Below are 12,479 nucleotides of genomic sequence, written 5' to 3'. Positions count from 1 at the left end.
GTGACCTACCGCAGCAGCGGTAGCCGGTGTCACCGCCCGAGGCGTAGTGCTTGCCACACTCCCCACAGAGCCCTCGGGAGGCCCGTCCCGGCCGAACCCGCCGCCCGCCGAATGGGGCTCCTTCCGGCGGCCGAGACCCTCAAATAGGCACCCTGGCCTGGGTGTTCATCTGATGTTCATCTAGCTGCCCCACTCTCTTCGAGCCAGCTGCGCACGGCCTCCACACGAGGCCGTGTTCGACGTCTCAGCCCTGGAAGGGGGTGCAGTGATGAAGCTTCTCTTCGCCATTCGCAACAAGGTGTCCGCGCAGAAGAGCCTGAAGGCCAGTGCCTGGTACATCTGGTACTAGAACGCCTAGTCGTCCCCGCCGCGAGGCGGGGACGACGCCGCTCGCCGATGTCTGTCCGCTCGGCCTCCCGGAGACTTGCCATGCGCGCCACGGTGTTCCACCCCCGCCTCGCCACCCTGTTCCGGGACCATCTCGGGCAGGACGTGTTCCGGCTCGAACCCGACACGATCGGGATCGCCGGGCACGAGGTCGCCGACCGGATCCTCGCCGCCCGCCGGGCCACCGAGACGGAACGGCCCACGTTCAAGCCGCTGCACGGCCGTTCGATCGCGCGGAGTGAAGCCGCCTCCGTGATGCGGACCGTCGGCAGCGACGTACGCGAGGCGCTGAAGCGGGAACAGCCCCGGCCCGAGGACGTCGATCTGTCCGGGGAGTGGCCGCTGACGGGGCACATGTTCCTGCGGGACATGGTGCTCGGCAACGACCCCTACCGGCTGCGGATGTTGATGAGCCGCAACCTCGAACTCACCACCAAGCTCACCTGGTCGGTGATCGCGGCGGGCGCCGCGTTCCCGCTGTCGAAGCGGGCCGGGCGGCAGGGCGCGCCGCTGACCTCGCTCGCGGGGCTGGTGGCCGACGCCGGCACGTATCAGGACCGCCGCTACGCCCTGGGCATGTACCGCCGCGCGGCGGCGCCCGTGTGCTTCACGGTCTCCACTCTCGTCGCGAACACGCTGTGGCTCGGCTCGCCGTTCGACCCCGAGACGCCGAACGAGCACCTGCTGTACGAGTCGCTGCGGCTGCTTCCGCCGTCCTGGAACATCCTGCGCAACGCGTGCCCCGAGTACCCCGCCATCGACGAGCGGATCGGCGCGGGCGACGACGTACTCCTGCTTCCTCTCCTCTCCCACCGGGATCCGAAACTGTGGGACTCCCCCGACGAGTTCCGCCCGGAACGCTGGGAGACCCTCGACCCCGACACCGCCCCCGGCTACCTCCCGTTCGGCCACTCCTCCGAACGCTGCTGGGGCCGGCACATGGTGATGCCGCTCGCCGGGCTGCTCCTCGACCTCATCCGCGGCTCGGACCTGGGCATCGACCCCGCGCAGACCACGGCCAAGGTGCCGCTCGCCGGGCTGCTCGGGGTGGCCGACATACGGGTGACGAAGGTACGGCGTGCCGCCACTGTCTGAACCGACGGCCGACGGGGTCGAGGTGGTGGACGCGTCCGTCGCCCGCGACCCGCACGCGGCCTACCGGGCGTGGCGGGAGGCGGGCGGGGTCCGCAAGGTCCGCTTCGCCGGGCCCGTACCGCTGGCCGGGTGGGTCGTCACCGGATACGCGGCCTGCCGGGCGGCGCTCGCGGATCCGCGGCTGAGCAAGGACGGGGCGACGGAGACGTACGCCCGGTACGCGGGACTGCCCACCGGCGGCCCCGGCGGCGGGCTCACCCGCCACATGCTCAACTCCGACCCGCCGCGCCACACCCGCTTACGCCGGCTGGTCCAACAGGCCTTCACCCGGCGGCGGGTGGCCGCGTTGCGGCCCAGGATCGAGACCCGGGTCACCGCACTGCTCGACGCCCTGGACAAGGGGACGGGCGAGGGTGCGGGCGAGGTCGATCTGATCGAGCGGTTCGCGCTCCCGTTACCCCTGGCGGTCCTCTTCGACCTGCTCGGCACGGAGCCGGACGAGCCCGGCGTCCTCCAGGTCCGGGGGCACACGGAGGCCGGGGACCAGGGCGACGGCGAGGTGTCCGTCCCCACGGCGGAGGCGATCCTGGACCGGCTGCGCGCGCTGGTCGCGCGGAAACGGGCCCGGCCGGGCGACGACCTCCTGTCCGCGCTCGTCGCCGCCCGCGACGACGGCGACCGGCTCACCGAGGAGGAAGTCACCTCGATGGCGTTCCTGCTGGTGATCGCGGGCCACCAGACCACCGTCAATCTCGTCGCCAACGGCGTCCACGCCCTCCTCACCCGCCCCGCGCAGCTCGCCGCCGTACGCGCCGACGCCTCCCTGATACCCGGTCTGGTCGAGGAAGTCCTGCGCTGCGAGAGTCCGTTCGGCATCGCGACCCTGCGCTACACCACGGAGCCGGTGACCATCGAGGGCACGACGATCCCGGCCGGGGAGTTCGTGCAGATCGCGCTCCTCGCCGCGAACCGCGACCCGGAGGTCTTCCCGGACCCCGACCGCTTCGACGTCACCCGCGACGCCTCCGGTCACCTGGCGTTCGGCCACGGCATCCACCACTGTCTGGGCGCCCCGCTGGCCCGCCTCCAGGCCGGCATCGCCTTCACCCACCTCCTGCGCCGCTTCCCCGCCCTCCGCCTCGCCGCCCCGGCCACGGCCCCCGCCTGGCAGGACAACCCCCGCCACCGCGGCCTCCTCACCCTCCCGGTCCGCCTACACTGACAGCCGGCCGCAGGGGCGCCTCGATCGCGCGCCTCGACAACACCCAGAGGGATGCGCGTGGTGACGAGAGCCGAGGCTTACTACCGGCGTGAGCACCGCGAGAGTCCCGCGGTCATCGAAACGGCCGAGGATGTGGATCGGATGATCGACTACCTCCTCTCCGGCGAGGAATGGCACACGGCGGCAAGCGTAGGGTCCACCGACCGCCCCCTTCTTCCATCCGGGTCCACGGACCACGAGTTCCTGGTCGGCGTGAGTCCGCAGAAGGTCGCGGGCGTCATCACCTTCGGTTGCGGAGGACAGACCCTCGCCACCCTGGGGGCTGTGGACAGCGGCGACGAGCTCAGATACCACATCGCCGGGCACGACTACTACTTCCCTGGGAACTCCGAGATCCCGCTCGACCGCGTCCGGGAAGCCGTGAAGGAGTTCGTCTTCTCGGGCGGACAGCGGCCCACCTGCGTCGACTGGCAGCCCTTCGACTGATGATCCCGCCTGCCGGGCCCCGAGCGGGACCCGGCAGGCGGCGTGAAGGGAGTGGTGGTTCAGCAGGCGATCGGCGTGGAACCGACCGCCACGACGTCGAACCAGAGGGTGTCGTCACCGACGCCGTAGCTCTCCCAGCCCAGGCGCAGGCTGGTCGGGCGCGGCGGGGTGGTGCGGGCGAGCCACTGCTGGTCGATGTCCGCGGTGGGGACGCCGTCCGCGTGCAGGCCGGGCACCTGCTGGTCGCCCAGCCAGGTGTCGAGGTTGCCGTTCGACGTGTTGACCGCGAACCGCAGGCACTGCCAACTGCCGTTCGGCAGGGGCTTGCTGAGCGCCACGCCGGTCGGGCTCTGGGCGGGCAGGGTGGCGTCGTCGATCTCCCGGTTCCACTGGAGGGCGCCGTTCTGGCCGCCGACACGCAGGGCCTTGCCGGCCTGGGAGCTGTCGGGCATGGAGACGAAGGAGACGTGCGCGGCGGGGAGCGCGGTGGTGTGGCGGACCCACATGCGGACGTACATCGGGCCCACCGACGCGAGGTTGGCCGTCGTGGCGACGAACGCGTGGTTGCAGTACCCGGCCTTGCCGTCCACCCGCATCGACTTGCCGCCGCGGTGCGCGACGGCGGTGTCGACCGTCACCGTGCCCGTGCCCTGGCAGTCCGGTGCCACGAACTGCCAGGCGCCGGAGGGTGTCGACCCGCTCTGGTCCTCGAAGCCGGAACAGACCACGGCGCCGCCGCAGTCACCGCCGGGCGGCGGGGTCGTCGGGGGCGGGGTGGTCGGGGTTCCCGGGTCGGTCGGTGTCGTGGTGCCGCCGCAGGCCACGCCGTCGAGCGCGAAGTCGGTGGGCGTGGGGTTGGCGGACTGGAAGGCCCCCTGGACGCCGAAGTCGGCCGAACCGCCCGTCGCCAGCGCGCCGTTCCACGCGGCGTTGGTGACGGTGACGGCCTGGCCGCTCTGGGCGGCGGTGGCGCTCCAGGCCGACGTCACCTTCTGGTCGCCGCCGTAGGTCCAGGTCAGCCGCCAACCGCTCACCGCGGGGCCGAGGTTGGTGAGCTTGATGGCGGCGGTGTAGCCGCCGGACCACTGGTTGACGGTGTAGTCGACCCGGCAGGCGGCGTCCGCGGCCCTGCTGGGAGGTGCCGAGACGACGGCGTAGAGCAGCAGCCCGACGGCCGAGAAGGCCGCGAGTGCCGCTGCCGCCCAGGGTCGGAGTCGTAATCGTGTGACGAGGGTGCGCATGGGTGCCTCCAGGTTGCCGACATCGTGGGAGCGCTCCCATGTATGACAACTACTTCAATCACGGGCTGTCAATGTGCCTGCGGACGGCCGGTCGCGATGGAAGCGGAGCGTCATCCTCCCTTTCGACACCTCGCTCGTCAGGGTGAATATCCGGCGCCGCCGTGCCCGTAGCCGTTCGTCTGCTGTTCCTACCGGAGGAACGCGCGAGAGCCGTGTGCCGCCGGAGAACGGCCGGGTCTCGTGTCACGGCGTGGCGAAGGGCGGGGCGGGACGAATGACGGTCGGAACAACGGTCGGTACACCCGGACGCGCGCGGTACGACGCGCGGGAGTCCACCGGAACCGCGGTGTCGGTGGCCGAGGAACTGCTGCACCGCACGGTCGGCGCCCTGCCCGCGCCGCCCGCGCGGTCCATCCGCGAGACGGCGACCTGGTCGGTGGACGGGGCGGGTCCGGTCGCGATCGACGCGGGCGACGAGTACGCCGTCCAGGCCGCCTGCGGGGTGATGCACGTCCACGGCCGAGCCGTCGGATTCCCCCAGCCGCTGACCGCCGGCTACGTCTCCGCCGTGACCGGGGTCCTGGCCGCCGCCGGGAGCACGGCCGCGCTGTTCGCCCGGCGGCGCGGGCACGATCCGCTCCGCGTCCGTACGTCGCTGGCGCAGGGCGCCCTGCTGGCCCTGACGCAGTATCTGGCCGCCGACACCGCTCGCGACGGCGACACCGGTGAGGACCCCGGCGGCCCGCCCGACACCGGCCCCTCCCCGGAGCGGGCCACCGAGCGGGCCGCCGAGCGAGCCACCGGGCAGGCCACCGGGCAGGCCACGCTGGTCACGTCCGACGGCGCCCGCGTCGAGATCGAGACCCTCGACCCCACCGCCTGGGCCGGCTTCTGGCGGCGTCTCGGGGTGCCGGGGCGGGTCGCGGGGCAGGGCTGGGCGCCGTTCCAGCAGCGGTTCGGGACCGCGACCTGCGCGCTCCCCGGGGCCCTGCTCGACGCGATGGCCCTCACTCCGCTGTCCGCCGTCCGTGCCGCGGCCGAGGCGAGCGGGGTGTCGGTCGCGGACGTGTACGCGTGGGCGATCGCCGCGCCGCCCGGGCTCCTCCCGTGGTCCATGACGCCGCCACCGCCCGCCCTCGCCCAGGCTCGCCCGGCCCGAACACGCCCTCCCCACACCCGGCTTCACACCCACGAGCCGGCCCTCCCCCTCGCCGGCGTCCGCGTGGTCGAATCCGCCCGCCGCGTACAGGGGCCGATGGCCGGGCACGTGCTGCGCCTCCTGGGCGCCGACGTCGTCCGGGTCGAGCCGCCCGGCGGCGACCCGATGCGCGGCCTGCCCCCGATGGCCGGCGACTGCTCGGCCCGCTTCTCGGCGCTCAACGCCGGAAAGACCGTGGTCGAGGCCGACATCACCACTCCCGGGGGCCGGGACACCGTCTGCGCGCTCGTCGCGGACGCGGACGTCTTCCTGCACAACTGGGCCCCGGGCAAGGCGCGCGCCCTCGGCCTCGACGCCGACGTCCTGCACCGGGTCCGCCCGGGCCTGGTGTACGCGGCGGCGTCCGGCTTCGGCACGGCGCTCGGGCCGGTGCCGCCGATCGGGACCGACTACCTGGCCCAGGTGTACGGCGGGCTCGCCGCCGCGCTCCGGCCGGCGGGCGAGCCCGCGGCGCCGTCCCTGATGACGCTCACCGACGTGCTGGGCGGCCTGCTCCTGGCGCAGGCGGTGCTCGCCGGCCTGGTCGCCCGGGAGACGACACGGCTCGGGTGCCTGGTCGAGTCGTCCCTGCTGTCGGCGGCGGCGCTCGTGCCGCGGGCCGGTCACCGGGTCCGGATGGGCGTTCTCGACCGGCCGCTGCCGACGGCGGACGGCCTGCTGTACGCGGGGGCGGCGGCGCGCGAGCGGCCGGAGGAGGTGGTCCGGGCGGCCGGTGTCACGGGCATCGCCGCGCTGGGGCGGCGGCTGCGGGAGCGCGGCACGCGGGAGTGGCTGGAGTTGCTGCGGGACGCGGGTCTCCCGGCCGTGGCGGTGTGCACCGGGCTCGACGGCCTGGCCGCCGACCCGGCCTTCGTACGGGCCGTACGAGCGCCGGACGCGCGGGTGCCGCACGCCCGCCCCGCCCGGCCGTGGGACTTCGACGGGGAGTGGTGAGCATGGAACGACTCGACGCGACGGTGCGCGGCGGCAGGCCGGCCGGCCCGAGCACCGCGGCCGGCCCCGTATGGCGGTCCCGCGACGGGCTGGAGCTGCCCGACCGCGTGCCGCTCGCCGACCGGCTGGTGTGGCAGGCGCGGGGGCTGTGCCCGGAGGAGGACCTGTTCACGCTGTTCCGCGAACGGGCGCTGGTCCGCCCGGACCAGGACGCCGTCGTGGACGCCGAGGGCACGGTCTCGTACGCCGGTCTGTACGCGGACGTCCTGCGGATCGCGGGCCTGTTCGCCGACGCGGGGCTCGGCCCGCGCGACGTGATCGCGCTCCGGATGCCCAACGGGCGGCGGGCGGTCGCCGCCGAACTCGCCGTGTACGCGCTGGGCGCGGTCGCCCTCCCGTACCCCCTGGGTGGCGGGGTGCGGGACACCCTGAGCCTGCTGGAGCGGTCCCGCGCGGCCGGTGCGGTGTTCGCGGAGGCGGCGGATGTACGGGCCTCGGCCGGACTCCGCCGTCTGCGCGCGGTGTTCACCACCGCGGCCGAGGTCCCGCCGGGCGCGCGCTCCCTGGACGCGCCCGGGCCGCCGTACGCACCGGCCGCGCGGCCCGCCCCGGCGCGGGCGCCGGCCCGCGTCCTCGTCTCGTCCGGTTCCGAGGCGGATCCGAAGATGGTCGCCTACAGCCACCAGGCCATGGCCGGGGGCCGCGCCGCGTACGTACGGGCGCTCGCCGGGCCGCCGACCGCGCCGTTCCGGCCGCTCGTCCTCGTGCCACTCGCCTCGTCGTTCGGGTCGCTGGGCGTGCCGGTGACCCTGGCGGTCCTTGGCGGCACCCTGCTGGTCCAGGAGCGGTTCGACGCGGCGGGCGCGCTGCGGGCGGCCGTACGGCACAAGGCCACCCATCTGTTCGGCGTGCCCACCATGCTGCGGCGGCTGGCCGACCTGCCCGCCGCCCCGGACGAGGACCTGTCGTCGCTGCGGTCGCTGGTCTCCAGCGGAGCCGAGCTGCCGGCCTCCACGGCGGCCGCCTGCCGGGCGCGGTTCGGACTGCCGGTGATCACCGTGTACGGCTCGTCGGACGGGGTCAACTGCCATACGGCGGCCCCCGGTCACCCCGCCGGCGACAGCGCGGGCACCCCGGACCCGGCGGTGGCCGCCCTCCGGATCGTCCGCCCGGACGGCGGTGAGGCGGCGGCCGGTGAGCACGGCGAGATCCTCGCCAAGGGCCCGATGACACCGCTGTGTTACGTCGGCGCGCCCGATCTGGACGCCCGGTACCGGACGGCCGGCGGCTGGGTCCGCACCGGTGATCTGGGCCTGCTCGACGAGGCCGGGCGGCTGCACGTCCTCGGCCGGATCAAGAACGTGGTCATCCGCGGCGGGCTCACGCTCAGCCCCGCCGAGGTGGAGCGCGAGCTCGGGGCTCATCCCGGGGTCGCGGAGGCGGTCTGCGTACCGGTGCCGGACGAGGAGTTCGGGGAGCGGCTGTGCGCCTGCGTGCGGCCCGCGCCGGGGGCGCCCGCGCCGGCCCTGGCGGCGCTCACCGCGTTCCTGGGCGCGCGCGGCCTGGAGCGCCGGAAGTTCCCCGAGTACCTGGTGGTGCTGGACCGGCTGCCGACCGGGCCGACGGGCAAGGTCTGCCGGCGGTCGGCGGCCGCGCACGCCGCCCGCGTGCTCGGCGCGGCGCCGCGGAGCGGGGGTGACGGGCCGGGGAAGGACCGCCGACTCGACCACATCTCTGACAACACACACCGGTCTTCTTCACTCTAAAGCAGTAAAAGCAGGCTTATCCGCATCCAGGCCTCACCGCCCGTGCCATGCTGAAGGAAGAAACGGAATGAGGGATTCAACTTCCTTGTTTCCGCAGCTCAGTTGGTGTGCTTCCAGTTAGGAGAGCCGTTCGTGCGACGCTCTGTCCTCGCCTCCGCCGTTCTCGGTGCCGCCGCCCTCATCGGCCTGGCCCAGATCCCGGCGGTCGCCGCTCCCACCGCCCCGGCCGCCTCCTCCGGCGGAACGGTCACGGTCTTCGAGACGGAGGCGCAGGCGCTCACCGTCTACGACGACCCGAAGGGCTGCCAGGCGCTGCCGGCGCTGGCCCACGTCCTCGGCAACCACACCGACCGGCCGGTGCGCGTCTACGGCAACCCGTTCTGTCTCGGGCCGTCCGTCACGGTCGCCCCCGGGCACGGCACCCATGTGCCGGGCGGCGCGGGCAGCTTCAGCGCCTGACCCGCGCTCGCGCCGGCACCCGTACCCGTACCCGCGCCGTATCCGATCAGGTTCCCTCAGCGCCCGACCAGCGACTGAACCGCACCTGATCCGCGCCGCACCAGGAAATGCAGCACGTCCGACTCGCTCGACAGGGGGAACATGCCTGCGGATCTCGCCGTGGTGGGCCTCGGTTACGTGGGTCTGCCGCTGGCCCGCCGGGCTTGCGAAGCAGGACTCGACGTGGTCGGCCACGACACCGACCCCGCCGTCGTCGACGGCCTCGCCCAGGGCCGCTCGCACGTCGGCGACCTCGGCGACCGGGACATCGCCGCGATGACCGCGGCGGGGTTCCGGGCCGCCACCGACCCCGGCATCCTGACCGGCGCCCGCACGGTGGCCGTCTGCGTCCCGACCGGCCTCACCCCGTCAGGGGAGCCGGACCTGGGACCGCTGACCTCGGCCGTACGCACGGTGGCCGGCCGGCTGTCGCCCGGCACGCTGGTCTCGGTGGAGTCCACCAGCCATCCCGGCACCACCGAGGAGATCGTCCGCCCGCTCCTGGAGGCGACCGGTCTGCGCGTGGGCGAGGACTTCCACCTCGCCTACTCGCCCGAACGCATCGACCCCGGCAACGGGCGCTTCTCGCTCCGCGACACCCCGAAGATCGTCAGCGGCTGCACCACGCTGTGCGCCAAGCACGCGGCCGGGTTCTACGAACAGCTCGTCGACGAGGTCGTGGTGGCGCGCGGCACCCGCGAGGCCGAGATGGCCAAGCTGCTGGAGAACGCCTACCGGTACGTCAACATCGCGCTGGTCGACGAGGCCGCCCTCTACTGCGAGCGGGTGGGCATCGACGTCTGGGACGCGCTGCGGTGCGCCGGCACCAAACCCTTCGGCTTCGCGCCCTTCCGGCCCGGGCCGGGGGTGGGCGGGCACTGCGTGCCGGTCGATCCTCGCTATCTGATGGCCCACGCGGCGGCGCGGGGCTTCTCGTTCCGCACCCTCGACGCCGCGCGCGAGGTCCTGGACGCGATGCCCGGGCACGTCGTGGAGCGGGCCCGCGGGCTGCTGCGCCGCACCGGCACGGACCCCGCGGAAGCCCGGTTGGCGCTGCTGGGCGTGACGTACAAGGCCGATGTCGCGGACCTGCGCGAGTCGCCCGCGTACGCGGTGGTGCGCGGACTGCGCGCCGCCGGTGTACGGGTCGTCCACCACGACCCGTACACCGAGGACTTCGCGGTGGACGGCGTGCCGGTACCCCGGCAGGCGTCCGCCCGCGAGGCGGTCGCCGGGGCGGACCTGGCGGTGCTGCTGCAGGACCACGCGGAGTACCGCTCCGTCGACTGGGACGCGGCCGGCCGCCCGGTGCTCGACACCCGCGGCACCGCCGAAGGACACCGGGTGGAGCGGCTCTGACGCCACCCGGACCACGAACTCGTGGTGTGAGACAGGGACTTCGATCCTCGCCGACCTCACACCGCGGGCCGTGACCGGACACCCCTCCGGCCACGGCAGCACGTAACACGGCATCACCAAGAAAAGGAGACACGGAAATGACCACGTCGCTCGAGAGCACCGTGCAGGACCGTCTGTCGAAGCGCTTCGACAAGTGGGACACCAACGGCAACGGCGTTCTGGAGGCGTCCGACTTCGTCGGCGAGGCCGTCAAGATCGCCGGCGCCTTCGGCAAGTCCCCGGCCGAGGCCGTCCAGCTGAACGACGCCTTCCAGGGCATGTTCGGCTACCTCGCCAAGGAGGCGGGCATCTCTCCGGAGGGCTCGCTGACCCGCGAGCAGTTCATGGACGTCGCCGGCAAGATGTTCCAGTCCGGCCCGGCCACGTTCAACAACGTGCTCGGCCCGGTCGCCACCGGCCTCATCGCGCTGTGCGACCGCAACAACGACGGCGTCATCGACGGCGACGAGTTCGCCGCCTGGCTGCAGGCCGTCGGCGTCCCCGCGGCCGACGTCGCGGACGCCTTCCGGAAGGTGGACACCGCCGGGCAGGGCCACCTCACCGAGGCCGAGCTGCTCGACGCCATCCGCGCGTACCACTTCGGCCAGCTCGAGGTCGAGCTCCTCGGCTGATCGAGGGACCGTACGACCATGCGGCGGCTCCTCGGGGAGGGGCCGCCGCACTCGTCGCCGCTTCACGGATCCACCTCTTCACGGCTTCACCGCTTGATCGCTTCAGCGCTTGATCGCTTAGCGCTTCGTGCCCGTTCCGCCGTCCGGCGGGGCGGGCACGAACGTGACCGGGGTCTCCGGGACCAGCGCCAGGGTGCGGCCGGTGAGCAGCCGGGGCGTGTGGATCAGGATGTTGTAGTGGTTGGGCAGGTGGCATCCGTCGAAGCCGAGGACGGTGCCGACCGGCTCGCCGCCCAGCAGGAGGGTGTCGCCCCGGTCGAGGACGCCGCCGCAGCCGAGTTCGGCGAACCCGAGGAACCCGACCCGGTCCACCCGGGCCCCCGGCTGGTCCGACCACTGGTCGGTGGTGACCAGTTCGTGCACCTCCCCGCGGCGTACGCAGCGGCTCGCGAACGGCTCCAGGGTCATGCCGCGGTCGTGGCGTTCGTGCAGCAGCGCCTTGACGAGGAGGCCGCGCACGACGCGCTTGGGCCCGTTCTCGTGACGGCCCGCGTCCAAGGACGGCGACGGGGAGAGCGCGGGAGGCAGCGGCGGGTGCGTCATCGGCGCTCCTCCGCGCGGGCCGGCGTCCGGGCCTCGTCTCGGACGTAGGCGGCGGCGACCAGCTCCAGGGCGGCCATGCCTCCGGCGGCGGCCGTCGCGACATCGGTTCCGGGCCGGGCGGCGGCGTCGCAGATCCCGGCGAAGTCGCCCAGGATGCCCTCGTACTCGTGCCAGAGCGACTCCTTGAAGCCGGGCCGGCCGCCCAGCATGTCCGCGCGCAGCTCGCTGCCGTCGTCCAGGCGGACCACGACGTCCTTGGCCTCCCCCGGGTACGACCAGTCGAGCTCGACCTCGCCCCGTCGTCCGTCGGGGCCCTCCAGGGTGACGAGCGCCCGCCGGTCGAGCCCGGTGCCGTCCCGCTCGATACGGGACTCGGTCACGCGGACGGCGGGGTCGCCGAGCACCATCCGTACCAGGTCGAAGGCGTTGGGGCCGTTGTCGGCGACGCAGCCGCCTCCGGAGCGGGCCGGGTCCAGGTACCAGTCGTCGGAGCCGATGTGCTCCTCGATCCGCTCCAGATAGCGCACCCGTACGGACGCCACGGCCGGGCCGCCGGCGCCCGGCGCCGGGAGCCGCCGTACGAGATCGGTGACCCGGTCGTTGTAGCGGCGGTGGAACGCGGTGAACAGCGGGACGCCGTAATCCGCGGACAGCCGCGTCAGCCGGTGTCCGTCGGCCGCGTCCAGGGCGAGCGGCTTCTCGACGCACACCGGTACGCCGGCCCGCAGCGCGTCCGCGCAGACCTCGGCGTGCGCGTGGTTGGGGACGGCCACGACCAGCGCGTCCACCTGCCCCGAGGCGAGCAGCGCGCGGTGGTCGGTGTGGCAGGCGAGGGTGGCGCGGTGCGGGTCGAGTGCGGCGTCGCGCAGATCGCAGACGGCGGTCGGCTCCCATCGCGGGAGCCGGCGGGCGGCCTCCAGGTAGAAGCGGGAGATCACGCCGAGGCCGACGATCCCCAGTCGGCGGGGCGGGGATGCGGGGTGAGCGGGGCGGGCCATG

At 73.9% G+C, this 12,479-nt stretch carries 12 protein-coding genes; 9 read left to right on the top strand and 3 right to left on the bottom strand.

The window, feature by feature from the left end; all coding sequences use genetic code 11:
* The first annotated feature begins 268 nt into the window (after nucleotides 1-268).
* The 4 genes from ABZ693_RS01355 to ABZ693_RS01340 all read left to right on the top strand — a co-directional run bounded on the left by ABZ693_RS01355 (nucleotide 269) and on the right by ABZ693_RS01340 (nucleotide 3,190).
* On the top strand, nucleotides 269-349 hold the full coding sequence (locus tag ABZ693_RS01355; protein WP_359872132.1) for a tryptorubin family RiPP precursor: 81 nt from the start codon (nucleotides 269-271) through the stop codon (nucleotides 347-349).
* 80 nt (nucleotides 350-429) lie between these two features.
* Nucleotides 430-1,482, top strand: coding sequence for a cytochrome P450 (locus tag ABZ693_RS01350; RefSeq protein WP_359872028.1), 1,053 nt, complete (start codon nucleotides 430-432; stop codon nucleotides 1,480-1,482).
* Nucleotides 1,466-2,704, top strand: coding sequence for a cytochrome P450 family protein (locus ABZ693_RS01345; protein ID WP_359872026.1), 1,239 nt, complete (start codon nucleotides 1,466-1,468; stop codon nucleotides 2,702-2,704). Before ABZ693_RS01350 ends, ABZ693_RS01345 begins: the two co-directional genes overlap by 17 nt.
* Before the next feature lie 60 nt (nucleotides 2,705-2,764).
* Complete coding sequence (locus ABZ693_RS01340) at nucleotides 2,765-3,190, top strand: Imm1 family immunity protein (protein WP_359872024.1); 426 nt, start codon at nucleotides 2,765-2,767, stop codon at nucleotides 3,188-3,190.
* A 59-nt stretch (nucleotides 3,191-3,249) separates the two neighbouring features.
* On the opposite strand, the gene ABZ693_RS01335 is transcribed toward ABZ693_RS01340, so the two are convergent.
* A complete protein-coding gene (locus ABZ693_RS01335; protein ID WP_359872022.1) occupies nucleotides 3,250-4,431 on the bottom strand; it encodes a cellulose-binding domain-containing protein in 1,182 nt (393 codons plus the stop codon).
* A 274-nt stretch (nucleotides 4,432-4,705) separates the two neighbouring features.
* Here ABZ693_RS01335 and ABZ693_RS01330 point away from each other — a divergent pair, with 274 nt between their 5' ends.
* The 5 genes from ABZ693_RS01330 to ABZ693_RS01310 all read left to right on the top strand — a co-directional run bounded on the left by ABZ693_RS01330 (nucleotide 4,706) and on the right by ABZ693_RS01310 (nucleotide 10,877).
* Entirely contained in the window at nucleotides 4,706-6,583 is a 1,878-nt protein-coding gene (locus ABZ693_RS01330; RefSeq protein ID WP_359872020.1) for a CoA transferase, read from the top strand.
* Between the two features lie 2 nt (nucleotides 6,584-6,585).
* Nucleotides 6,586-8,349, top strand: a complete 1,764-nt coding sequence (locus ABZ693_RS01325) for a class I adenylate-forming enzyme family protein (protein ID WP_359872018.1) — start codon at nucleotides 6,586-6,588, stop codon at nucleotides 8,347-8,349.
* 132 nt (nucleotides 8,350-8,481) lie between these two features.
* Nucleotides 8,482-8,808 (top strand): hypothetical protein, encoded by a 327-nt coding sequence (locus ABZ693_RS01320; protein ID WP_359872016.1) that lies wholly within the window; start codon nucleotides 8,482-8,484, stop codon nucleotides 8,806-8,808.
* 141 nt (nucleotides 8,809-8,949) lie between these two features.
* Nucleotides 8,950-10,206 (top strand): nucleotide sugar dehydrogenase, encoded by a 1,257-nt coding sequence (locus ABZ693_RS01315; RefSeq protein ID WP_359872014.1) that lies wholly within the window; start codon nucleotides 8,950-8,952, stop codon nucleotides 10,204-10,206.
* 137 nt (nucleotides 10,207-10,343) lie between these two features.
* The gene (locus ABZ693_RS01310) at nucleotides 10,344-10,877 is read left to right on the top strand and encodes an EF-hand domain-containing protein (protein WP_359872012.1); all 534 of its coding nucleotides are present in this window, start codon (nucleotides 10,344-10,346) and stop codon (nucleotides 10,875-10,877) included.
* Nucleotides 10,878-10,994: 117 nt separating this feature from the next.
* Here ABZ693_RS01310 and ABZ693_RS01305 read toward each other — a convergent pair whose 3' ends face one another.
* Together ABZ693_RS01305 and ABZ693_RS01300 are read right to left on the bottom strand one after the other, a co-directional pair.
* Entirely contained in the window at nucleotides 10,995-11,480 is a 486-nt protein-coding gene (locus tag ABZ693_RS01305) for a DUF6917 domain-containing protein (RefSeq protein ID WP_359872010.1), read from the bottom strand.
* Nucleotides 11,477-12,478, bottom strand: coding sequence for a Gfo/Idh/MocA family protein (locus ABZ693_RS01300; RefSeq protein WP_359872008.1), 1,002 nt, complete (start codon nucleotides 12,476-12,478; stop codon nucleotides 11,477-11,479). The genes ABZ693_RS01305 and ABZ693_RS01300 overlap by 4 nt, the downstream gene beginning before the upstream one ends.
* Nucleotide 12,479 lies beyond the last annotated feature (1 nt).

This window comes from Streptomyces laurentii, assembly GCF_040635425.1.
In the GTDB taxonomy this organism is placed as follows: domain Bacteria; phylum Actinomycetota; class Actinomycetes; order Streptomycetales; family Streptomycetaceae; genus Streptomyces; species Streptomyces laurentii.
This window is presented reverse-complemented; position numbering and strand designations above follow the sequence as displayed.

What these genes read in the sequence shown, in the direction of transcription:
- ABZ693_RS01355 (WP_359872132.1), top strand. Translation starts at nt 269, where the DNA reads ATGAAGCTTCTCTTCGCCATTCGCAACAAGGTGTCCGCGCAGAAGAGC.
- ABZ693_RS01350 (WP_359872028.1), top strand. Translation starts at nt 430, where the DNA reads ATGCGCGCCACGGTGTTCCACCCCCGCCTCGCCACCCTGTTCCGGGAC.
- ABZ693_RS01335 (WP_359872022.1), bottom strand. Translation starts at nt 4,431, where the DNA reads ATGCGCACCCTCGTCACACGATTACGACTCCGACCCTGGGCGGCAGCG.
- ABZ693_RS01330 (WP_359872020.1), top strand. Translation starts at nt 4,706, where the DNA reads ATGACGGTCGGAACAACGGTCGGTACACCCGGACGCGCGCGGTACGAC.
- ABZ693_RS01325 (WP_359872018.1), top strand. Translation starts at nt 6,586, where the DNA reads ATGGAACGACTCGACGCGACGGTGCGCGGCGGCAGGCCGGCCGGCCCG.
- ABZ693_RS01315 (WP_359872014.1), top strand. Translation starts at nt 8,950, where the DNA reads ATGCCTGCGGATCTCGCCGTGGTGGGCCTCGGTTACGTGGGTCTGCCG.
- ABZ693_RS01310 (WP_359872012.1), top strand. Translation starts at nt 10,344, where the DNA reads ATGACCACGTCGCTCGAGAGCACCGTGCAGGACCGTCTGTCGAAGCGC.
- ABZ693_RS01305 (WP_359872010.1), bottom strand. Translation starts at nt 11,480, where the DNA reads ATGACGCACCCGCCGCTGCCTCCCGCGCTCTCCCCGTCGCCGTCCTTG.
- ABZ693_RS01300 (WP_359872008.1), bottom strand. Translation starts at nt 12,478, where the DNA reads ATGGCCCGCCCCGCTCACCCCGCATCCCCGCCCCGCCGACTGGGGATC.